At 69.3% G+C, this 19610-nt stretch carries 17 protein-coding genes; 9 read left to right on the top strand and 8 right to left on the bottom strand.

The features are described from left to right. Positions 1-23: 23 nt before the first annotated feature. Positions 24-1442 carry a DUF2252 domain-containing protein gene (locus ABTW65_RS11115; protein WP_350660135.1) on the bottom strand — a complete coding sequence of 473 codons (1419 nt, stop codon included), beginning with the start codon at positions 1440-1442 and terminating at the stop codon, positions 24-26. Between the two features lie 76 nt (positions 1443-1518). Beyond that, a complete protein-coding gene (locus ABTW65_RS11120) occupies positions 1519-2466 on the bottom strand; it encodes a 1,4-dihydroxy-2-naphthoyl-CoA synthase (protein ID WP_350660136.1) in 948 nt (315 codons plus the stop codon). Between the two features lie 73 nt (positions 2467-2539). On the opposite strand from ABTW65_RS11120, the gene ABTW65_RS11125 reads away from it, so the two are divergent. The 5 genes from ABTW65_RS11125 (at position 2540) to ABTW65_RS11145 (ending at position 5019) form a co-directional block, all read left to right on the top strand. Then, positions 2540-2920: a MerR family transcriptional regulator gene (locus ABTW65_RS11125; protein ID WP_350660137.1), complete on the top strand. Its 381-nt coding sequence runs from the start codon at positions 2540-2542 to the stop codon at positions 2918-2920. After that, entirely contained in the window at positions 2917-3252 is a 336-nt protein-coding gene (gene trxA / locus ABTW65_RS11130) for a thioredoxin (RefSeq protein WP_350660138.1), read from the top strand. The genes ABTW65_RS11125 and trxA overlap by 4 nt, the downstream gene beginning before the upstream one ends. 45 nt (positions 3253-3297) lie before the next feature. Further along, positions 3298-3747, top strand: a complete 450-nt coding sequence (locus ABTW65_RS11135) for a nitroreductase family deazaflavin-dependent oxidoreductase (protein WP_350660139.1) — start codon at positions 3298-3300, stop codon at positions 3745-3747. A gap of 80 nt (positions 3748-3827) precedes the next feature. Continuing rightward, a complete protein-coding gene (locus ABTW65_RS11140) occupies positions 3828-4430 on the top strand; it encodes an ACT domain-containing protein (protein WP_406029240.1) in 603 nt (200 codons plus the stop codon). A 7-nt stretch (positions 4431-4437) separates the two neighbouring features. Next, positions 4438-5019: a DinB family protein gene (locus ABTW65_RS11145; RefSeq protein WP_350660141.1), complete on the top strand. Its 582-nt coding sequence runs from the start codon at positions 4438-4440 to the stop codon at positions 5017-5019. A 9-nt stretch (positions 5020-5028) separates the two neighbouring features. On the opposite strand, the gene recD is transcribed toward ABTW65_RS11145, so the two are convergent. The 3 genes from recD to recC are packed head-to-tail and all read right to left on the bottom strand — an operon-like array spanning position 5029 to position 13426. Then, positions 5029-6786 carry an exodeoxyribonuclease V subunit alpha gene (recD, locus tag ABTW65_RS11150; RefSeq protein WP_350660142.1) on the bottom strand — a complete coding sequence of 586 codons (1758 nt, stop codon included), beginning with the start codon at positions 6784-6786 and terminating at the stop codon, positions 5029-5031. Continuing rightward, positions 6783-10055, bottom strand: a complete 3273-nt coding sequence (locus ABTW65_RS11155; protein ID WP_350660143.1) for a UvrD-helicase domain-containing protein — start codon at positions 10053-10055, stop codon at positions 6783-6785. Before ABTW65_RS11155 ends, recD begins: the two co-directional genes overlap by 4 nt. Then, a complete protein-coding gene (recC, locus tag ABTW65_RS11160; RefSeq protein ID WP_350660144.1) occupies positions 10055-13426 on the bottom strand; it encodes an exodeoxyribonuclease V subunit gamma in 3372 nt (1123 codons plus the stop codon). The genes ABTW65_RS11155 and recC overlap by 1 nt, the downstream gene beginning before the upstream one ends. A 104-nt stretch (positions 13427-13530) precedes the next feature. On the opposite strand from recC, the gene ABTW65_RS11165 reads away from it, so the two are divergent. Continuing rightward, positions 13531-14937, top strand: a complete 1407-nt coding sequence (locus ABTW65_RS11165; protein WP_350660145.1) for a hypothetical protein — start codon at positions 13531-13533, stop codon at positions 14935-14937. Between the two features lie 9 nt (positions 14938-14946). Here the strand turns inward: ABTW65_RS11165 and ABTW65_RS11170 are convergent, their stop codons facing one another. Next, positions 14947-15525, bottom strand: a complete 579-nt coding sequence (locus ABTW65_RS11170) for a hypothetical protein (protein WP_350660146.1) — start codon at positions 15523-15525, stop codon at positions 14947-14949. Positions 15526-15631: 106 nt separating this feature from the next. Between ABTW65_RS11170 and ABTW65_RS11175 the strand changes: the two genes are divergently transcribed. Together ABTW65_RS11175 and ABTW65_RS11180 are read left to right on the top strand one after the other, a co-directional pair. Next, a complete protein-coding gene (locus ABTW65_RS11175) occupies positions 15632-16096 on the top strand; it encodes a hypothetical protein (RefSeq protein WP_350660147.1) in 465 nt (154 codons plus the stop codon). Positions 16097-16099: 3 nt separating this feature from the next. Beyond that, complete coding sequence (locus tag ABTW65_RS11180; RefSeq protein ID WP_350660148.1) at positions 16100-17473, top strand: hypothetical protein; 1374 nt, start codon at positions 16100-16102, stop codon at positions 17471-17473. A gap of 140 nt (positions 17474-17613) precedes the next feature. On the opposite strand, the gene ABTW65_RS11185 is transcribed toward ABTW65_RS11180, so the two are convergent. Next, positions 17614-18009 (bottom strand): RidA family protein, encoded by a 396-nt coding sequence (locus ABTW65_RS11185; protein ID WP_350660440.1) that lies wholly within the window; start codon positions 18007-18009, stop codon positions 17614-17616. 106 nt (positions 18010-18115) lie between these two features. On the opposite strand from ABTW65_RS11185, the gene ABTW65_RS11190 reads away from it, so the two are divergent. Continuing rightward, the gene (locus ABTW65_RS11190; RefSeq protein WP_350660149.1) at positions 18116-19087 is read left to right on the top strand and encodes a helix-turn-helix transcriptional regulator; all 972 of its coding nucleotides are present in this window, start codon (positions 18116-18118) and stop codon (positions 19085-19087) included. Positions 19088-19093: 6 nt separating this feature from the next. Here the strand turns inward: ABTW65_RS11190 and ABTW65_RS11195 are convergent, their stop codons facing one another. After that, positions 19094-19591: a PGPGW domain-containing protein gene (locus tag ABTW65_RS11195; RefSeq protein ID WP_350660150.1), complete on the bottom strand. Its 498-nt coding sequence runs from the start codon at positions 19589-19591 to the stop codon at positions 19094-19096. Positions 19592-19610 lie beyond the last annotated feature (19 nt).

Raw genomic sequence — 19610 nt, forward strand, 5'->3', positions numbered from 1 at the left:
TCCTGCGAGCTCGCCGAACGGGCTCAGCCACTCCGAGCCACGATCCGGCCCTCGTCGACCGCACGACGGAGCGCTGCGTAGTCCCGCTCGTTCTGGTCTGCGTATGCCTCGGCGAACCTCGAGATGGCCCGATCGAACCGATCACCGGAGCCGAGGTAGCTCGCGATGGCGGCCGGGTCACCGGAGCGTGCGTGGGCCCGTGCCAGCGTCCACCCACACATCCGGGCGTAACCGGTCATGGCGGCGGGGTCCATCGCCTCGACGATCGCCGAACCCTTGCCGTCCCACAGCTGCCGGACGAAGAAGTCCCGCTCGACGCCGTCGAACCCTTGCGCCCTCATCCAGCCGAGCATCACGTCGCTCGCCGACTGCATCAGTCGCTGCCCCTCGACGACCCGCTGACCGTGGCTGGCGTACGCACTCTTGCCGAGGAAGGGTTCCAAGACCGATGCCTGGGCCTCCTTGGCCTGGAGGAAGAGCGGGTCCTGGTCGTCGTTGCCGACCAGCAGCACGATCCAGGCGCGGGTGCCGACGCTGCCCACGCCGACCACCTTGCGTGCGGCGTCGGTGAAGCGGAACCCCTCGAGGAGGTGCCGATAATCCCCACGCAGGGTCCGGCGGTAGGTGCGCAGGATGGCATGGAGCGTCTCTTCGACCTCATGGAACTCCGAGTCGGGCATCAGCTCCTGGACCCTCACGATCATCGGAGGATCGTTGATCAGGCGCGGACGTCCATCCACGATCTCCACGAGCTTGGAGAAGGCCTTCAAGCTGTCCTTCGACCGGGCCCTGGCCACGTTCTTGCGGAAGCGCTTGAGGTGCTTGGCCGTGAACTGCGAGCTCAGCACGGCGTCCAGCTCGTCCACGTCCAAGCGCGAGTACCACACGTCGAGCTTGCGCTTCCGCGCCAGGTCCTGCATCGCATCTCGATAGGACGATGCGGCAGCCATGTTGACGACCCTGCGCTCGGCGTCATCGAACGCACGGTCACGTCCCGCGACCGCAAAGCTCGCCACCATCCGCTTGACGTCCCACTCGAAGGGGCCGGGCAAGGACTCGTCGAAGTCGTTGAGGCTGAAGACCAGCCGCCGGTCCGGTGCTGCGAACGTCCCGAAGTTCGACAGATGCGCGTCGCCGCACAGCTGGACCCTCAGGCCGGTGCGCGGCTCGTTCGCCAGATCTGCCGCCATCAGGTAGGCGCCACCACGGTAGAACGTGAACGGCGACGCCAGCATCCTGCCGTAGCGGAGCGGCACGAGCTCTTGCACCCGGCTGGCTGCCTGCTCCTCGAGGAGGCTGACAGGGTCGGCCCGGTCGGGCGCCGGCTGCCACTCGCCGTGGACCGACCGTGGGACCTCCGCTCGCGCCCCGCGGCCCGCCGACGCCCGCTCCGCCAGAGTGAGGTAGTGGGTTCTACGTGCCCGGAGCTCGATCGCGCTCATCTGCCCATGTCACCTCACGCCGCCCGCCATCGGCATCACGCAGCCTGGGTGACGGGGACTGCGCAGATGCGGCAGATCAGTAGTACCAGGGGTACGGCGACCAGTCGGGCTCGCGCTTCTCCAGGAACTGGTCGCGGCCCTCCTGGGCCTCGTCGGTCATGTAGGCCAGGCGGGTGGTCTCACCGGCGAACATCTGCTGGCCGACGAGTCCGTCGTCGAGCAGGTTGAAGGCGTACTTCAGCATCCGCTGGGCCGTGGGCGACTTGCCGTTGATCTTGCGGCCCCACTCGAGCGCGACGTCCTCGAGCTCGGCGTGCGGGACGGCGCGGTTGACGGTGCCCATGCGTACGCCGTCCGCGGCCGAGTACTCCTCGGCGAGGAAGAAGATCTCGCGGGCGAACTTCTGGCCGACCTGGCGGGCGAGGTAGGCGGAGCCGTAGCCGCCGTCGAAGGAGCCGACGTCGGCGTCGGTCTGCTTGAAGCGCCCGTGCTCGGCGCTCGCGAGCGTCAGGTCGCACACCACGTGGAGGGAGTGGCCGCCGCCGGCGGTCCAGCCCGGGACGACGCAGATGACGACCTTGGGCATGAAGCGGATCAGTCGCTGGCACTCGAGGATGTGCAGCCGGGCGAGCTTGGCCTTGTCGATCAGGGTGGGCTCCTCCGCACCGGTCCGGCCGGCGGCGTACGCCTCGTCCTCCTCGTACTGGTAGCCGGCCTTGCCGCGGATGCGCTGGTCGCCGCCGGTGCAGAACGAGTGCTTGCCGTTCTTGACCGAGGGGCCGTTGCCGGTGAGCAGGACGCAGCCGACGTCGGCCGAGATCCGGGCGTGCTCCAGCACCCGGAGGAGCTCGTCGACGGTGTGCGGGCGGAAGGCGTTGAGTACGTCGGGGCGGTCGAAGGCGATGCGTACGGTGCCGTGCTCCTTGGCCCGGTGATAGGTCAGGTCGGTCAGATCCTCGAAGCCCTTCACCTCGTCCCAGCGGCTCGGGTCGAACGTGTCGGAGACTCCTTCGATGGCGCTCATGGCCCTGAGGTTATCCGGCGGGCCGATCACGGGCTTGACCTTGCCCCCAGGGGCAAGGTCTACGGTCGTACGCGTGCAGATCAAGGAGCTCGCGGATCAGGCCGGTGTGACGGTGAAGGCCGTGCGCTATTACGAGTCACGCGGACTGCTCGCACCGCGGCGGGCGGGCAACGGCTATCGCGACTATGCCGAGGTGGATGTGCAGGTGGTGCGAGAGATCCGCGCCCTGCTCTCGCTCGGCCTCACCGCCGAGGAGACGCTGCCCTTCGTCGACTGCCTGCGCGCCGGCAACGACCGTGCCGACGTGTGCCCGGCCTCGCTCGATGCCTATCGGCTGCGCATCGCCGAGATCGACCGGCGGGTCACCGAGCTGACCGCCCTACGCGGCGAGCTCGCGGCGTTGCTGCGCGAAGCCGAGTCCTATCGACCGAAACCAGAAGGAGAGAAGCGATGAGTCATACCGCCGTGATCGAGGACATCACCGATGCCCGGTTCGTAGAGGACGTACTCATGTCCGAGACGCCGGTGCTCGTGGAGATCTGGGCAGAATGGTGCCCACCGTGCCGTCAGCTCGCACCGATCCTCGAGAAGATCGCCACGGAACGGGCCGGGAGCCTGCGCGTCGTGAAGCTCAACCAGGACGAGAACCCGGCCACCTCCGCCGACTACCGGGTCATGGCGGTGCCGACGATGCTCCTCTTCCGGGGTGGGAAGCCCGTGCTCCAGCTGGTCGGCGCACGGCCCAAGTCGCACCTCGATCGCGAGATCGACAAGGCGCTGGCCTGAGCGGGTCGCTTGGAATAGGCACCGCCCGCTGGTGTTGTAGTGAGCATGACCGAACTGCAAGGTGAATATGTCCCGAGCACGGCCGACTGGGTGCGCGAGCAGGTGGCCGCGTTCGAAGCCTCCGGCGGCGCCGAGGCCAACGTCCTCGAGCGTGACGGCAAGCCGATCATCCTGATCACCAACCGCGGCGCGAAGACCGGCGCGATCCGCAAGACCCCGCTGATGCGCGTCGAGCGCGACGGCCGCTACCTCGCGGTCGCCTCGATGGGCGGCAGCGACAAGAACCCAGCCTGGGTGGCCAACTTCCGCAAGTACCCCGACATGGTGCTCCAGGACGGCGGCACCAAGAAGGCGTACGTCGCCCGCGAGCTCTCCGGGGCCGAGCGGGAAGAGTGGTGGGACTACGCCGTGAAGACCTGGCCGACGTACGGCGAATACCAGCCCAACACGTCCCGGATCTTCCCCCTCTTCCTGCTGGAGCCGGCCGGCGAATAGGTCGCCAATTGACGGGTGCGTAACCGGGACAGTGCCACGCCTGTCGGTTCGCGACGCTAGGGTCTATGGCCATGCCGTTCCTGCTACGCGTCGAGCTGCCCGATATCCCGGGTTCCCTCGGTCGCCTCGCCTCCGCCATCGGTGAAGCCGGTGGCGATATCGAGGCGATCGAGATCGTCGAGAAGAACAAAGTCGACGGAAGAGCTGTCGACGATGTGCTCCTCGAGACCCAACCGGGAACGATGCCGGACTCCATCGTGTCGGCGTGCAACGAGCTCGACGGGGTGCACGTCGTCTGGATCTCCCGCTACGCCGCCGGCGGCAACCTCTTCCTCGACCTCGAGGCCGTCGAGGACCTCACCGAGAACGCCCTCGAGGCGCTCGACCGGCTCGTGGACGTGCTGCCGCTGACCTTCCGCGCCGACTGGGCGATCCGCGTCCACCGCGTCAAGGGCATCAGCCGAGCCACCGACGGCTCGCCCGAGAACGTCCCCTTCATCGAGCTCGACCGCCCCGAGCGGATCGAGGTCGAGGGTGAGGACGAGAACATGTTCGCCGGCGCCCGCATCGACGGCAACGAGATCGTCATCATCGGCCGCCGCGGCGGCCCCGACTTCCTCGACTCCGAGCTGGCCCGCCTCGGCCACCTCGCCTCCCTCGCCACCTCCATCGCGCGGTCCTGAGATACCGATGGCCGCCGACGCAGATCCGAAGGACACGCTGAAGCAGCGCCTCGACTCCGTCCGCAACGCCTTGATCGGCAAGGTCGAGGGCCTCCCAGAGCGGGAGGCCCGGATGCCGCGTACGCCGACCGGCACCAACCTCATCGGCATCGTCAAGCACTGCCTCAACGTCGAGGCGATCTACCTCGGCGACACCTTCGATCGGCCGTTCCCGCAGGCCGACGAGCTGATCTCGCTGGACCGCTACGAGGCCGATCCGCAGATCGACTGGTACGCGACCGAGGACGAGACCGTCGTCGGCATCATCGGTCTCTACCGCCGGGTGATCGCGCACGCCAACGCGACCATCGACGCGCTCGACCTGGACGCGGTCGGCCACGTCAAGCACTGGGGCGGCACGCCCGTCACGCTGCACGAGATCGCGACGTACACCTACGGCGACATCGCGCAGCACGCCGGCCAGGCCGACATCCTCCGCGAGGGCATCGACGGCGCGGTCGGCTGGCTCTCGCGTGACGACAACGTCCCGCAGAGCGTCGACTTCCCGGCGTACGTGGCGAAGTTGACGGAGCTCGCAGAGCGCTTCTGAGGCTGCGGCTCAGTGGTGGCCGAGCCGCTGGCGGAGGCCGGAGGCGCGCTGGGCCCGGCGGGTGATCGCGGCGGTGACGGCGTCGGGGGTGCCGACGATGCGTACGCTCTCCTGCGCCCTGGTCACCGCGGTGTAGAAGAGCTCGCGGGTGAGCAGGGGCGAGTCGTCGGGCGGGAGCAGGACAGTAACGGACCTGGCCTGGCTGCCCTGGGACTTGTGGACGGTCATCGCGTGCAGGGTCTCGATGTCGCCGAGCCGTGAGGGCGTGTACGTCGCGCCGCCCGCGATGGCGACGCGGAGGTCGCCGCCGGCGTCGGTGTAGGTGACCCCGGTGTCGCCGTTGAAGAGACCGAGGCCGTAGTCGTTGGCGGTGACGAGGACCGGCCGGCCCGGATACCACTCGTGGCCCCAGCCGATGCCGAGCGGCTCACCGGTCGTCTCGGCGAGGCCGCGCTCGATCTGCCGGTTCCAGTGGGCGACGCCCCAGGGGCCGTCACGGTGGGCGCAGAGGAGGCGCGACTCGTCGAGCATCCGTACGCAGCGCTCCGCGTCGCCCGCGAGCGCGGCCTCGTGAAGGGCGGCGGCGTGCGTGACCAGGCCACGCTCGACCTCGGCCACCCGGGCCTCGTCGGCAGGGTCGACGAGCTCGACCGCGGGGTCGCCGGACTTCAGCACATCGAGCGCCGCGTCGGCGTCGCCGACCCGCAGCGCCTCGGCGAGGGCGCCGATCGCGCCACCGAAGCGATGGGTGATGCGGAGCGCGGCGACGGCGTCGGGCGAGCGCACGGCGAGCCCGGCCACGAGATCGGAGAGCACCGCCCCGGCCTCGACGCTCGCGAGCTGGTCGGGGTCGCCGACGAGAATCAGCCGCGCCTCGGGGCGTACGGCCTCGAGCAGCCGGGCCATCATCGTCAGCGAGACCATGCTCGTCTCGTCGACGACGATCACGTCGTGCGGCAGCCGGTTGGTGCGGTGGTGCTTGAACCGTGTCGACGAGCCGGGCCGCCAGCCGAGCAGCCGGTGGAGCGTCGAGGCGGTCAGGCCGTGGAGCCGAGCGCGGTCGTCGGCGGTGAACTGCGTCGCCCGCTGGGCACCCTCGACGGCCTCCTGCAGCCGAGCCGCGGCCTTGCCCGTCGGGGCGGTCAGCGCGATCCGCAACGGGGTCGAGGACTGCTCGGTGAGCAGCGCCAGCAGCCCGGCCACGGTCGTCGTCTTGCCGGTGCCGGGGCCACCGGTGAGCACCGTCGTCGACTGCCGGGCGGCGGCGAGCGCGGCGGCCCGCTGCTCGGCGTAGCCCTCGCCCGGGAAGAGCCGGGCCGCGGTCGCCTCCAGCAGGGTCTCGTCGGCCACAGGTCGCGGCGAGGCCAGCCGGGCGAGCAGGTCGTCGCGTACCTGTCCCTCTTCGCGGTGATAGCGATCCAGGTAGAGGAGGCCGTCCTCGACCTGCACCAGGGACTGCGCCGCCAGCGGGCTGTCGGCGACGGCCTCCAGCCAGCCAGTGGCAGCCGGCCACGGCAGCGTCTCCTCGGTCTCCCGCAGCGCGGCCAGGTCGACGCAGACCGACCCGTGCCGGACCGCGCGGACCGCCAGCGCCACCGCCAGTCGCACCTCGTCGCGCTCTTCTCCGGCGAGCGCGGAGGCTCGGGTCGCGACATGTACGTCAGCCGCGGTCAGCACGCCCTCACGGTTGAACGACGCGAGCAGGCCGGTGGCGGACCGGGCCAGGCGTGCGTCGAAGGGGTCCTCGGACTCCCAGCGCTCGATCATGCGGTTGCTCCGTCCAGCAGGTCGGACAGCGCGACCGCCAGGGACGCGGGTGGCTGCCAGGTGAAGACTCCGGTCGGGATGCCGTCGACGACAGGGGTGTCCGGGCCGAGCATCCCGCGCACGTAGAGGTAGAGCACGCCGCCGAGATGAGTCTCGGGGTCGTACCCGGGCAGGCGCCAGCGCAGGAAGCGGTGCACCACCGCGGAGTAGAGCAGCGCCTGCAGCGGGTAGTGGGAGTGCAGCATCGCCTCGGCAAGCTTCGGCTGGGTGTAGTCCATCGCCTCGACCCCCAGGAAGTTGGTCTTGTAGTCGACCACCACGAACCGTCCGCTCGGCAGCCGCAGTACCACGTCGACCGATCCGGTCAGGTAGCCCCGCAGCGACTGGTCGCCGAGCGGCGGGGCCTCGAGCCGGTCCGCGTACGTCACCATCGGGTCGTTCGCAGGAAGGTGGGCACGCAGGAGCGGCGCGAGGTCGCGCAGGCGTACGTCGGGATCCTCCGCCCCGCGGGTGTCACCGCCCCCGAGTGGGATCTCGAAGTCGAGCTCGCGCAGCCGGTCGCGCAGCGGGATCTCGGCCAGCGTGAGTCCGTCGGCCAGCGGGCCGAGTGGGGTCAGGTTGAGCGGCAGAATCCCGGTCGCGAGATCCTCGGCCGAAGCCGGAACGGGCCACCAGCGCAGCTGCTCACGAGTCCTGGTCAGCACCTCTTCACCCAGGTCAGGGGCGTCCGGGTCGGTGTGCTCCAGGACCGCGTGGACCAGCGACCCGAAACCGGCGCCCTTGGGCAGCTCGGCCATCGGCGAGAGCTGCTCCTCCTCCGCGGGGATCTCGACGAGGTCGACGTCCTCGGCGAGCGGCTCGTCGTCCTTGCCCTCGACCTCCGGCTCCGAGGTCGCCGCGACGCCCTCGTCGACCCGGATGAGCCCCGAGTAGGACGTACGCCGCCACTCCGCGTCCACCTCACGGGTGAACGGCCGCGCGGCGAGCATGCCGGGCGGCGCTTCTCGCACCGGCGGCGCTGTCGTCACCGGCACCGCTTCCTCGGCCACCGGACCGCCGTGGCGCGCAACATTGCTCAGCAGACTTGCCGCGTCCTCGTCATTCGGCACGGCGACGTTGTCAGGAACCGCCGCTTGGCCAGGACCTCGCCCGAACAGCAGCCGGTGCAGTCCGCCGGTGGCCGTGTTGGCCGTCGGCGCCCACCACGCGACGACCTGCGACTGCGCCCGGGTCAGCGCGACGTACAGATCTCGAAGCTCCTCCCCCAGCTCCTCGGCCTGGTGGCGCGCCAGGTGCTGTGCCCACCGCGCACCGGTCCGGGTGACGTCGATGGTCCGCTGCCCCGAGGCGTCGTGGAAGCGGGCGACCTCCGGGTCGCGCACGAAGAAGTCATAGGCGAAGGGCAGGTAGACGATCGGGTACTGCAGCCCCTTCGACCCGTGCACCGTCACGATCTGCACCGCCGCGGCGTCCGAGTCGAGCCGCCGCGGCCGCTCGGCAGCGGCAGAACGCCGCCGCTCGTCGCGGAACCAGGCCAACAGCGCCGGCAGCCCGAGCGAGTCACGCACGGAGATGTCGTGGAGCAGCTGCCCCAGGTGACGTACGTCGGTGAGCAGCCGATCCCCGTCGGTGCGCCGCAGCACGCGCGCGGTGAGACCGCGCTCCTCCGCTGCCTCGATCAGGGCTGCGACACCGCGGCCGCGCAAGAGCAGCGCCCAGCCGCGCAGCGTGTCGGCGATGCGGGAGGTCAGCGCCTCGCCGCCCGCGTCGAGCTCGGTCGCGGTGTAGCCGAAGAACACGCTCAGCCCGGCCGCCCGCACCAGCGGCGTCCGGTGAGGCGAGTCGAGCGCCTGCAGCAGCGCGAGCCAGTCCTCGCCGGCGGGAGTCAGGAAGACGTCGCCGCCGCCGGCCATCACGGCCGGGATGCCGTGCTCCTGCAGGACGCGCTGGACCAGCAGCCCGTGGGAGCGCACCGCGACGATGACCGCGACGTCCCCTGCCTGGATCGGGGCGTCGCACCACGTGGCACCGGAGCCGAGCAGCTCGGCGATGTCGCCGGCGAGGTCCCGGGCGATGTGGGTGCGGGCGTCGCCGGCGGTGATCATCCTGCCGCGGGTGAGCTTGAAGCCGCTGCGGGCAACCCGGCGGATCCGGAACGGCGCCGGATGCGGGACACCGGCCAGCCGGGAGCCGGCGTGATGGGCCTTCACGTCGTGGACGACGATGTCCGGGGAGCCCAACGCCGCGCCTCGCAGGACCACCTGGAGCCGCTCGACCAGCGGCGCGTCGCTGCGCCAGTTGGTGTCGAGCGTCGCCTGCGTCTCGGCCGCTCGGGCGGCGGTCAGGTAGGTGAAGACGTCACCGCCACGGAAGGCGTAGATCGCCTGCTTAGGGTCGCCGATGAGCACGAGGGTGGCGTGGCCCTCGAAGGCCCGGGAGAGCACCTGCCACTGCACCGGGTCGGTGTCCTGGAACTCGTCGACCAGGACGATCCGCCACCGCTGTCGCATCCGTGCCCGCGCCGGCGCCGAGGTGTCCTCGAGCGCGATCGCGAGCCGGGAGAGCAGGTCGTCGTAGGACAGGACGCCGCGCATCTGCTTGCGCCGGTCGACTTCGTCCCGCACCGCCTCGGCGAACCGCACCCGTGCGCCTGCGACCGGGTCCTCGGCGGGTGCCGGAGCGAGCACCGACTGCGGGTCCTCGACTGCGGTGCGCGCCAGGCCCAGCGCGTCGTCGCGGTCGAACGGCGGGCGCTCCCGAGCCTCGCCGAACCACTTCAGGTAGAGGTCGTCGACGACCTCCACGACCAGCTCGTCGAGCGACTCGACCAGCTCGGCGCCGGCGTCGGTGTCACCGGCCACCCCCAGCGAGCGCAGCACGAGCTGGCAGAACTGATGGGTCGTCGCGATCGTCGCCCCGTCGAAGGAGGCGAGCGCGTCGCGCACGCGCTCGTGGCGTACCCGGATCTCTTCCTCGGACACGTCCAGCAGGAGCTCGAGATGGGCGTCGAGCGGGGTCGGACGCTGGCCGGCGACGGCGGCCGCGAAGGCTCGCTCGGCCTCGACCAGGTGGGAGCGCACCCGGTCGCGCAGCTCCTGGGAGGCGGCGCGGCCGAAGGTGATCGCCAGGATCTCATCGAGCGTCGCCTCGCCCTCGACGACGTAGCGGGTGACCAGGGCGCCGATGGTGAAGGTCTTCCCGGTGCCGGCCGAGGCCTCGATCAGGGTCGTGCCGGTCGGGAGGGGACCGGTCAGGTTGAATCCGTCCATCACCAGCTCCCCTGCTCCGCCGTGAGCAACGGCGACCAGACCCGCATCGCGAGCGCGCCGAAGCGGGTTGTCTCCCCGTCGAACTCCTCGCCGGCCTCCGGCGGATCACCCAGTCCAGGGATCCCGGACCCCTTGCCCCAGGCCCTCACCTGCTCCACGTCGGACTCCTCGCCCTCGAACCGTCCGTCGTTCCAATCCCAGCCGGCCTTGTAGAGCGCGTCGTCGATGCCGGCCTGGGTCCGCCGCTGCCGCGCGTAGGTGAGCGAGGTCTTCAGTGGCAGCGGCAGCGGCGCGGAGAGCCCGCGGTCGCGCAGTCGCACCAGGTCACGCAGCACGTCGACCGCGGTGTGGTCGAGCGGCCCGAGCTGGGAGAGCCCGTACGGCGTACGCGACCGGGAGTTGCCCGGACGGCCCAGCGTCCAGGCGCTCCAGGCCCGGTCCTCGTCGGAGGCGGCCAGCGCGACCAATTGCACCCACGACTCGATCCGCTGCTTGGCGCCCAAGCGCGAATATGTCACCGGCGCCAGCCGGTCGCCGTAGACCTGTGGCACGGTGCCGGTCAGCCGCCGCCCGTCGCCGAGATCGACCTCGACGTCGACGGCCCGCGCCTGTCCGGTGGAGATGCCCGCCTGCCGCACCTGCAGCGCCTCGGCCGCGATCGGCTTCGCCTTGGTGATCACGTCGGTGAGGATGCGCCAACCGAGCCACTTCGGAGGCAGTACGCCGCGGCGCCACTCCTGCTGGGTCGCCTGCTCCTCCGACATCCCGGCGAGCAGATCATGGAGCAGCCGGTCGCCCACCGACCACTGCCCCAGGCCATCGAGCTCGACCGGCAGACCGTCGGAGAGCGGGTCGTCATCACGCGGCAGCGCCAGGTCCAGCCGGTCGCGGAAGAAGGCACGCACCGGCGACCGGTAGAAGGCAAGCAGCTCCTCGAGCGTCAGGTCTCCGGCTCGGGTCGGCGCCAGCGGGTCGGGCAGGAACTCCGGCGGCTCGACGCGGTCGGACACCGCGGCGAGAGCGCCGGCCTCGGCTGCCTTGTCGAAGGAGAAGGAGTGCCCGGCGACCAGCGCCCCGGGCGTCAGGTTGCGCGGGTCGAACGGCTGCAGCGGGTGCCTGGTCGTCACGACCTCCTTGACCGGCCTCCCGTCTGCGGAGACGGCGGTCGCGTCGAGTGTGTCCAGCAGCTCCCCCAGCGGCACCGCGGGCGGCCGTGGCTGGCCGGAGTACTCGTTGGCGCCCGTGTAGGTCACTACCAGCGTCTCGGTCGCGGCCAGCAGCGCGTCGAGGAACAGCTGGCGGTCCTCGCTGCGCAGGTCACGCTCGCCGGTCTGCGGGTCGCGGGCCAGCAGGTCGTCGCCGTCGGTGATCCCGACCCTGGGGAACACCCCGTCGTCCATGCCGAGCAGGCAGACCACGCGATGGGGCACCGACCGCATCGGCACCAGCGTGGACACGGTCAGCGTGCCGGTGCGGAAGTTGGCGCGCGTCGCCCGCCCGGCCAGCCGCGCTCCCAGCAGCGCCCGTACGTCGGGCAGTCGCAGCTCGTCGACCTCGTGTCCCGCGGCGGCGTCCCGCACCCGGGACAGCTCCCTGGTCACCTGGCCCGACTGCCACTCGTCGTTGGTCGAGACCGACGTCAGCGCGGCGACACCCTCCTCGATCACCTTGAGCCAGTGCTTCAGCGGATGCACCCCGGCCAGCTCGTCGGTCACGTCCTGCAGGCGGTCGACGAGCTCGGCGAACCTCCCGGCCAGCTCGACCGACCCGCTCCCGACATCGTCGAGCGGCAGGGTCGTGTCCAGCCAGGTCGCCGAGTCCTCGGACATCGCGACCCCTGTGAGGATCCGGTCCATCCCGAAGCGCCAGGTGTTGGCGACGTACGTCTCCAGCCCGAAGGGCTCGCGGTGCTCCGCGTCGAACCCCCATCTGATCCCGGCGTCCTTGGCCCAGTCCTCGAGCTGCTCCAGGGCGTCGTCGTTGAGCCCGAACCGGCGTCGCACCGGATCGAGGTGAGCAAGATCGAGTACGTCGCTCACACCCGCCCGGCCGCCGGCCAGGTCGAGCAGCCTGGTGGCCACGTCCAGAAGCGGGTTCGTACGCGTCAAGGACCGGTCCGCCAGCTTCACCCGCAGCCGGTGAGCTGGGTGCCCGGTCTCGCCGGTCATCTCCCCCAACCCGAACCCGGCCTCGATCAGCGGCGCGAAGGTCTCGATGTCGGGGCACATCACCAGGACGTCCCGCGGCTCCAGCGTCGGGTCGTCCTCGAGCAGCCCCAGCAGCACCTCGCGCAGCACCTCCACCTGCCGCGCCTCGCCATGGCAGGCATGCACCTGGATCGAGCGGTCCCCGGGCTCGATCACCCGTCCGCCGCTCTCCCCAACTGTGTTGCCCCGAATGTCCTCCTGCAACCACGAGAGCAGCCCTCCGCTGGTTGAGCCGCGAGTGCCACCAACACAGTCGTCAACCGCGGCCAGCTCCGCAAGCCCCCGCTGCAGCTCCCGCGTATCCCGCCCCAGCGTCGCCAGCAACGGATGCCCGACCGCGTCGTGCGACCGGTCCGCCGTACGCGCGACCGTCCCGTCCAGCCCGGCGAGCGCCTCCCAGAGGGCCTCGGAGGGATGCGGCAGCCACAGATGCACCTCACGGTGCTCCCCCAGCGCCGCGACGAGCTCGATGTCGGTCGTCGAGAGCCGGGTGTGCCCGAACAACGAGACCCGCTCCGGCAGCTCGAACTCCCGGGGCTTCTCCTTCAGCCGCGCGACCGTCGCCGCCTGCCGCTCGATCGGCGTCGGCCCACCGACCAGTCCGGCAACGGCCCGCCACAACGGCGGCTGCCACGCCAGATCCTCGGCGATCTCGGCCCCGAGCCCATCCGTGTCCCGCCCCGCACTCCAGTCGGCGACCACCGCCGGCCGCTGGTCCGCGTACGCAGCGAACAACCGCGCCAGCCGCCGCGCCAGCGCCAACCGCCGCCCGCGCCGACGTACGCCTTCCTCCGTCGCATCACCGTGCCCCAGATGCATCGCGAGCGGCCTGGCCCAAGGCTCGTCCAGCGATGCGTCGATCGCCGCCAGCACCGGCCAGGTCAGCGACTCCGGCGCCCAGGGATCCTCATCCCCCGTGCCCGCGACCTCCGCGAACAGCGACCAGGGAGACCGGAAGTCGACCCCCGCACAGATCCCGTCTCCACGCCCGTCAGCAGCCCCCAGCCGATGCGAGAGCCGCTGCGACAACCACCGCTCCACCCCCCGCGCCGGCACCACCACGACCTCCGTCGCGAACGGATCCCCCAACGGCACCGACAACAGCTCGCCGAGCGAGTCGGCGAGCAGATCGGTCCGCGGCGCGCGGTGCAGATGTACGACCACAGACCGCAACCTATCGGTGACCGCCGACAGGAATCCTCGGGGCTCAGCGGCCCCGGAGCGTGTCTAGATTCCGGAGGACCGATCCCATCAACGATATTTGCTCCATGAAGATTCGTCTCGGGATCATCGCCACTGCGTTGGCTCTCTCGGCGTGCGGCCTCTCGCCCTCGACGTCATCGGCTCCCAAGAGCCCGAGCACCCCTGAGTCGTCGGTGCCGCCCACGCTTCAGCCCGGTGAACCCCCGTACTACCAGCCGCTGTGGACGCTGAACGACCTCGGCTTCCAGATCGATGTGAGCACGCAGTTCGAGATCGTCGGGGACACCGCTCTCATCCGTACCGATCCACTCCCGGAGGCGGTGTCAGACCACCTGCCCGAGGGTATGGACGCGAGCCAGTACGCCGACAGCGACTGGCTCGCAGCGGTCGACATCCCCAGTCGGAAGGTGATGTGGGAGATGCCCTCCGACGCCCTCTTCAACGTGCCCCAGCTCGCCAAGTACCGCGCAATGCCAGACAGTTCTGACCCTGCTCTGTACGCAGCTGGCGATGCCGTGATCGTCGGCTTCGCCAGCCACGTCAGCGGCAAGCCGGGCGATCTCACTGTTCTGACCGCTCCGGGGACTGCCAGCATCGATCCAGCCACGTTGAAGACAAAGTGGGCCAAGGCGTACAAGCCCGTCGACCGCCGCGAAGGCATCACGGTGAATCGGCAGTTCGTCGGGGCCCATGACGGGCTGATCATCCAGACGGTGGAGGAGTACACGGGCGGCAGCATCGATGGCGAGCCCAAGCGCACCCGGTTCCGCATCACTCAGGCGTTCGATGCGACCACCGGTGAGGTCGCATGGGAGCGAAAGAACCTGTTCGCCATATCCGTCTCGAACGGAGTCGTTCTAGCCCGGACGCTGCCCGACGATGCCACAGCAGAGGATGGGTCGCCGTTCGCTGCCGTCGACGCGACCACGGGTAAGACAATGTGGCAGACCAAGTGGCGTACGAATCTCTTCGGCATTTCCAAGGACTGGGTGATGTTCGACCGCGACGACATCGACCCCAAGAAGGTCGACCCGAACAAGGGCGTCTACGCACTCGAGACGGGAGCCAAGAAGGTCGGCTTCGCCAAGCACGAGCGCCCTGCCCTTCCAGCAGGCGGGCGGATCACCGCCGACCGCATCTTCCCTGCCGGAGATGGTGTCGTGTGGGACGTCAGCGGCCGTGGCCAGGACAAGATCGGCTGGTTGGCCGACGGGGCTGACGCACCAGTTCGGCAGAATTACGATGCGGCAACCCACCTCCTGTCGCCAGTCGTCGCCAACGACCACGTCCTGGCCTACGACTTCTTCGACCCGTGGACCTTCCTCGATGACGCATCGAACCCAGTTGGGGAGCCACTGCCTTTCGAGACGCGCGACAACGAAGTCGGCCTCGCGGGCAGCTATCTCTTCACGACTCCGAAGGACACCGACTCATTCGACGCGACGATCACGCTCTACCGCCTGATCCAGTAGCGCTCTTGCTCAGCCCTCGAACTTGAACGACGGCATCACCTGGTTGACCAGCTCATCGATCTGCTTCGGGCTGGCAAAGTCATTGATGAACGTCCACGTCACCGTCACTCTGGAGCCGTCGATGACCGCTCCGTAGGTGTCAAAAGTGTTCGTATCGTTTCCTTCACGGACGTGGAAGAACGTGACACCACCGAACTCGACATCGGCAAGGCGCTTCGCGCCCGGCTGCTTCATCACGTTCGACGCTAGCGCCTGTGTGTTCTCCGAGAGCGTGATGTCCGCATCCAAGAGTCCGAACCCGGGCGAGTAGCCAAGATCGTCCTTGGGTGCGCTGATGGCGACGCTCGCCTGCTCCTGCTCGACCGTCCAACCCGCAGGTGCCGTGAGCTGGGCACCGTTCTCCTCCGCCACCTGCGACTCGGCGGGCGATTCGGTGCTCGACGCCGACCCCCCAGCAGCCGGCGACGAAGCCGTTTCATCTGGATCGTCGACGGAGCTGCCACATCCACCGACCGCGAGAGCGAAGACAACTGATCCAACGATTGAGGCGGAGCGGCGGGCAGCAAGGCCTGTCCGAGATGGGGTCATGCCGGACAGGATAGTGGGCCCGCATGCGATGACGATTGACGGTGACGACGTACGGCCATCGTGTTTACACTTGGCACCGCCGCAAACAAACCCTCGGGAGGCCGACATGGCAGGTCCGCAATCTACCGGTGTCGATGAGACTTTGGTCAACCGGATCAAGCAGGTTCTGATGACCTCGAAGGACGAGGTCTACAAGGTCCACGTCGACAAGCCAGGGACTAGCCATCTTGGGGGTAGCGCAAGTGCACAGAAGCTCGAGACCCTGATGAACTTGGCCACGGAACGAATCAACTCGACCCTCTCGGAAACCAACCAAGCGTTGGTCAAGTTTGTTGATGGTCTCGACGACGCGGTGCGTGCAGTCAAGGACGCCGACGAGGAGGCCAAAGTTGCGTTCCACACGTTGATGGATGACGCCGAGGACCTGATCCGCAAGCCCTTCTTCGAGAACTTGGTGACGGACAAGCGACTCAACCTTCCTGAGGTCAACCTTCCCTTCTTCCCCCTGTCGCCCGAGGCCCTGGAAGAGATCGCGTCTCGCTCTGAGTACGGACAGGGCCGGGAGGACTGAGGAATGACTGGTGTCAAAGGCACGATGATGATCGTGCTCAAGGAGTACATCCGCACGGCCAACCCGGACGAGGTCGACGCAAGAATCAAGCAGTGGTCAGATGCGCGCAACGCTCTGAAGAAGGTCGCGGATACCCTCGACGATGCGAAGCACAGCCTCCCGCGAGCGTTCGAAGAGACATCGCTCACGACGTCTGCCGCAACCGACGCATTCCGAGACTCCGCAACGAGGCTGCGCGAGAAGGTCAAGCAACTCGATGCCGCCATCAAGGCCTTGGGCGAGGCTCAAACCACGACTCGAAATGCCCGGACGATCCACGACCAACTCGAGGCGTCCCTTCCGGCCACTCACGGTGCTGCTCCCGATCCGTCGTCGCCGAAGTACGCCCAGTCGGGCACCGGCGTCGATTCGGCACAAGCCGTCCAGAACCAGAAGACGCTTCAATCAGACCGTGCTGCTTGGCAGGCCCAGGAGCAGGCGATCGCCGACGCCGAACGGGCCGCTGCCCAGCAGATCGAACAGGTCGACGAGAGCAACTACACCGCCGAGCCCCCGGTCCGTGAGATCACGGATGAGCCGAACACCGAGAGCAACAGCAAGCCGACGACGCCGTCGTCCTCCGGCTCCTACAGCAACATCGCAGCATCCCGAGCCCGGATGGAGAAGTACAACTCCGGCACGCTCTACCCCGACGGCTGGGGGCACGAGCTGATTGCCCAGGAGAAGGCGAACATCGAAGCGCACCAGGCAGAGAACAAGCCTGAGTGGAACGGCACCCAGTGGGTCAACGCTGACGGCAGCCCGGCACCGTCGACGTCGTACGCGATGGTCGAGACGGCTGACGGGCTAGCGCCGCTTGCCGGCGGGACGGGTGGCATGGCTGCGCTCGCGATCGGTGGTGGCGGGGCTCTGCTCGGTGCTGGTGTGGCCAAGGCGCTTGCCAACAAGTTTGCGTCGGGAGCGGCTGCCAAGTCAGCGACAGCCAGCGCCACGTCGAGGTCGGCATCCGCAAGGGCCGGCGCTGCCGGCGCCCGCGCGGGTGCCGGAGCTGGCGCGGGTGCACGCGGAGCCGGGGCTGGCGCACGTGGCGCCGGTGCCGGGGCAGGTGCCCGCGGCGCTGGTGGACGTGGCGCCCGAGGCGGCGCGACTGGAGCGGGCAGCCGCGCCGGGCGCGGCGGAGCCGGCGGTGCCGGTGGCCGGGGCGGCAAGAAGGACGACAAGAGGAACGGCCAGGACCAGGACTGGCAGGCCGATTACAGCGACGACTGGACCGAGACTGCGAGCGACGTCCTGGATCCCAACGCGGCCCGCGGCTGGACCCCGAACGCGCCACAAGGTGATGACTCCGGCGCCGACAGGAACGGCCGCAAGCCCTAGTCGGACGAGCACTCGCAGCTGAATCGCCGGCTTTATCCATGGCCCGCACGATCGTGGATGGAGCCGGCGGTTCGCATTGTCGGGCGGGCTGTGGCGAACGAACTTTCGTTCGCCACAGCGATGCCGGCGAGGTCAGCTGCTCAGGCGACCGCGGTCCCCTCGAGCTCGACGAGCTGCCCTGGGATGGCCAGGCGGGTCACCCCGAGCATGGTGGTCGCCGGCGCCACCTGAGCAGCTCCCAAGCGCGACGCGAGGAGGCCGTAGTGCTGGAAGAGCAGGTCGACGTCGGTGGTGTAGACGTTGAGTCGGACCAGGTTGCCGAGGGACATGCCGGCCGCAGAGAGCACGGCTTCCAGGTTGTCGAGACTCAGCCCGAGCTGGGCGGCCATGTTTCCCTCGTACCGGGGCGTGCCGTCAGCGCTCATCGCCGTCTGGCCGGAGCAGTAGAGAGTCCGGGTGCCTCCGGTGACGACCTCCCCCTGGTTGAAGCCCATCTCCACTGACCACGTCACCGGGTTGACGGCCGTTCGTTCGATTGCCACAACAGCTCCATTCGGATCACGCGGGGACCTCCCCCGTCATGGATCCAGCCTGGCAACGAATCACGTCATCTAGTGTCAGGTATCTCGGTAGAGTGCTGACGTGCGTGCCGACCGGCTGGTCTCCCTGGTGCTCCTCCTTCGGCAGCGCGGACGACTGACCGCGGATGTCCTGGCCCGCGAGCTCGAGGTCTCGACGCGTACGGTGCTGCGCGACATCGAGGCGCTATCCGCGGCGGGGGTCCCGGTCTATGCCGAGCGCGGTCGCTACGGCGGATTCTCGCTGCTGCCCGGGTTCCGGACGGAACTCACCGGGCTGAACCACGAGGAAGCCCTCGCCCTCCTCACCGCCGGATCAGGCCGGGGCGAGCGGATCTTCGGACTCGGCTCGGCGCTCGCATCCGCCATGAGGAAGGTGGTCGACGCACTTCCCGAAAGCCATCAGACGGCTGCCAGCGATGCGGCGCAGCGGTTCCTCTTCGATCCCGAGACCGACCTGCTCTCCCGTCGCCTGGACGTCGACGAGGTTTCCAAGGAGACGATGGCCGAGATACGCCAGGCGGTCCTCGTCGGGCACAAGCTGCGCCTCCACTACGCTTCCCGCGGCCAGGCGCCCCGCCGGTGCGTCGTCGACCCGATCGGCCTGGTCACCGTGCGCGAGAAGGGCTACCTGCTGGCCACCGAGTCCGGCATCGACCGCACGTTCCGGATGTCACGGGTCCTCGAGGCGTACGAACTTCCGCAACGGGCACAGCGACCGGACGACGTCGACCTCGAACACATGTGGGCGGACCGCTGTGCGCAGTTCCTCTCCGAGGGCCATATCGCCGTCCAGGTTCGGGTCGACCCGGTACGCCGCGATCAGCTGCTGGACATGGCGGAGGCCGTCCGCGCGGAAGAGCCCGACCCCGACGGCTGGCTTCGTCTCGAAGTCACCTTCCAGGATCTATGGCATGCGGAGTGGGCGATGTGGCAGCTCGGCACCAACGCCGAATCGCTGGGGCCACAGGAGCTGCGTACCGCCTTGCACCAGCGTGCCCAGATGGTCGCCGACCGATATCGAGAGCGACCATGACTCGCCCTAGGCGACCTTGTTCATCTCACCGGTGTGCTCGATGGACTCGTCGAGCTGGTGGCGGGCGTCGGGGTGCCCGTGGAAGCGGCGGTAGGAGTAGCCCAGGATGACGAGGGCGAGGACGCAGGAGCCGAGAAGGGTGACACCGGTCCAGTCGCCGCCGAGGAGCCAGAAGGATGCCTCGAGGGGCCACCAGTGGGGCGCAGGCGGGTTGATCAGGAAGATGACGCCGACGACACCGATGGAGAGCGCCCCCAGGGTGGAGGCCACGATCCGCGGCCACGTCTCGACGCCCTCAGCAGCCCCGCGCAGGGCGCGGAGGCGGACCGGCTCGACGTAGCGGCGAGCCCAGGCGTACTGCCGGGAGAGCACAGCCAACCCACCGAAGAGCATCAACAGCCCCGGCCCCGGCAACACCATCGCGGCGATGCCGGCGACCACGAGCAGCCACCCAACGGTCTCGTAGGCGAGCCGCTTCGCTGCGGCTCCTGCGAGGGACTTCATGCCAATAGCCTGCCATTCG

Origin of the sequence: Nocardioides sp. NPDC127503, assembly GCF_040302165.1 — a bacterium.
In the GTDB taxonomy this organism is placed as follows: Bacteria; Actinomycetota; Actinomycetes; order Propionibacteriales; family Nocardioidaceae; genus Nocardioides.